Source organism: uncultured Gimesia sp. (assembly GCF_937919775.1).
In the GTDB taxonomy this organism is placed as follows: domain Bacteria; phylum Planctomycetota; class Planctomycetia; order Planctomycetales; family Planctomycetaceae; genus Gimesia.
The window spans coordinates 1-2564 of the sequence record NZ_CALFPF010000025.1 but is presented as its reverse complement, the minus strand read 5'-3'; the positions used below and the strand labels follow the sequence as shown (position 1 = coordinate 2564).

At 47.3% G+C, this 2564-nt stretch carries 2 protein-coding genes; both read right to left on the bottom strand.

All coding sequences use genetic code 11. The features are described from left to right. Positions 1-163 precede the first annotated feature (163 nt). Entirely contained in the window at positions 164-1516 is a 1353-nt protein-coding gene (locus Q0294_RS00660) for a carbon-nitrogen hydrolase family protein (RefSeq protein WP_299459642.1), read from the bottom strand. 317 nt (positions 1517-1833) lie between these two features. After that, positions 1834-2295 (bottom strand): BLUF domain-containing protein, encoded by a 462-nt coding sequence (locus tag Q0294_RS00655; RefSeq protein ID WP_299459640.1) that lies wholly within the window; start codon positions 2293-2295, stop codon positions 1834-1836. Positions 2296-2564: the final 269 nt, after the last annotated feature.

Here is a 2564-nt window from a genome sequence, read left to right as displayed (position 1 = left end):
AGTAACCCGCGCTCGCGAAGCCTTGAATAAGAGCCCAACTGAGTGAATCACTACATTAGGTCTTGGAACCATCCAAAATATCGCAGACTGCTTCCCGTAAGCCAGCCACTGAATAGTCCCGAGTGTAACGCAGGCCTGCTTTTCTTTTCACTCGGTCAAACTCTTACGGCTTCGTATCTACAATAGGGCGATGTCGTTCGATCTGGGATTTAAAATCTCCCAGACTTTGCCAGTACAGCGGATAATTCAAATCGACTTCGGTAATGGCAATCGTCCCCCATTCTCTGGCCTGCGCCAGCGGCTTGCCATCCTGACCGTAAATCGCAGAGATCATCCAGTTGGCAGAAGCATCGGTGTATGTGCTGCTCACGACGTAAACATGATTCTCACAGGCCCGCGCTGCACCGAGCAGCGGGTTACAACCCCAGACAGGCCACGCAATCACCTCAGCGCCATTTTTGCTTAGTTCCCGAGCCACTTCCGGAAAGAAGCCATCATAGCAGATCATCATGCCGACTTTTCCGAAACGGGTTTCGAACACCGGATACTCGTGCCCGGGGGTGACGCCCCCTTCGATCTCGCCGCGCGGCAGGGTCACTTTGCGATACTTGCCGACAATCTCTCCGTCAGGCCCTATCAACACTGCTACATTATAAACCAGATGCTCTGCCCGTTCGTAAAGTCCAACCACAATGTAAAGATTATGTTTTTTGGCAAGTTGACTAAAATATTTCGTGGAGGGTCCGGGAATCGGCTCTGCACACTCGGCATAAGACAGACCGGTTCCGTAGACCGTAATGGATTCGGGAAGCACGACCAGATCTGCTTTCTGCTGTGCAGCCTGTTCAATCAAATTCGCAAACTGTGCCGGTTTATCATTCGGTTTTTTCCCGTCCTGGGGTCGATAATGGATTGTCGCCAGTCGCACGATGCGCGGCTTCAGATCTTCGGTCTGCTTGAAACTGATATTGCACCATTCGATCTGTGATTGAGGTGGTCCCCAGCGAAAATGCAATTCGATTTGAACCTGGGCTGCTTGCAAAGGAGCACGGTAAGTCCCGGTTACTTTCGTCCAGCCTGAGTTCGTTTCCTGATCGGCGGGAAATTCCGGCTCCGCCCGTGGATGCTCCCCAGGCCGGTAAGAAGCGAAGGAAGGTTTATCTCTTAAAACACGTTTTCCCTGCTGATCCAGCCAGATTAACCGCGCGGCTCCGGCGCGACGAACCAGGTCAATACCCTCGGTTTTTCGTAACGCCGTAAACCCATATGTCTTGCCCCCCTGAACAGGAAACGTCTTCTGGATATACCCCATCAGGCCTTCCCGGTCGTCTGCCTGGATGATAAAGGCTCCTTTGTGATTTGGACCAGCGTCTGCGTCCCACGAAATGTTGGGACGCAGTTCTTCACGCGGTGTCAGTGCCTGCCATCCATCATGCAGTACCGTCTCGCCTGCATGTCCCATTTGATGCGAAAGCAGCGTCACAAGAAAGAACAAAATGCCGAATGCATTTTTCATAAGGACTTCTCCGGGAACTGAGCATCGTTTCTGAGACTGGTTACAAAAGTCAGGGCAAAACCCGACGAGCAAATATTGTAACACAGCAGGCCTGGCAAGACATCTGCAATTGCATTTTTGCAACAGAATCGCCAGATGCAATCGAAAGCTATCTTCCGAACTCAAATACTCATCAACAGAAAGGACCAGACACAAGGCAGATCATCAGAAAATTCAAACTCGAAAGCGCCGCCCCTCGCAACGCAGGTCCAAGCAGGCTTAATTCAGTTTCGGACACAAATAGTACTGCCTCTGACGCCCTGTTTCTTCAGATCAGTCTATGCACCAATCAAGTCTTCCGGTTGTGTCGCCGTATTCTCTTTGAGATCGATAAATATTTTCAATGCAGACTTTGCCAAAGTTCGCTTTTCACTGATTGAGGTCACATCCTGGAGTAATTTCATACACTTTTTCAGTTTATAAAAGTCAAACTCCGCTGTCTCATCCAGATGATACAATCCCATATTCCAATTTTCAAAGAGACGATCCTGAATCGTGTAGGAAATGATTCGGTTGACTCGACAATGTCGCTTGTCTTTTTGAATTCTGGCAAACACTGATTCGACGTCATTATATTCACCTTCCAGAACCTGGAAAAAATGACCGCGATCATAGACTAATATCCCGGTGATGCCCTGTTTTGGATTGTTCTGATGTGCAACCTTCAAGATTTCTTTCAACCCGACTCTTGACATACGGGCGATACTCTTACTGACATAGATAAGTTGATAGAGTTTCATGATGATTGAACCAGTGAAACGAATCTGAGAAATTGAACGATAAAATCCCGAAGCATCTATCATTGCTTATCGGTATAAGCGGGAGGAAATTACATTGGTATCCGTCGAGATTAAATATTTCTTGAGTAAATTGTCATCTACTTATGAGGGTAGAATTACCCAGTGAAATTATATTCACAACAGAGCATTTCATTTATACCGATTGACATTTTCTATAAAGCTATTAAAGCTAATAAATCTAATAAAGCTAATAAAAGCCAATAAAGCTA

Excerpts from the sequence above, each read along its gene's own strand:
- Q0294_RS00660 (WP_299459642.1), bottom strand. The coding sequence starts at position 1,516 with ATGAAAAATGCATTCGGCATTTTGTTCTTTCTTGTGACGCTGCTTTCG.
- Q0294_RS00655 (WP_299459640.1), bottom strand. The coding sequence starts at position 2,295 with ATGAAACTCTATCAACTTATCTATGTCAGTAAGAGTATCGCCCGTATG.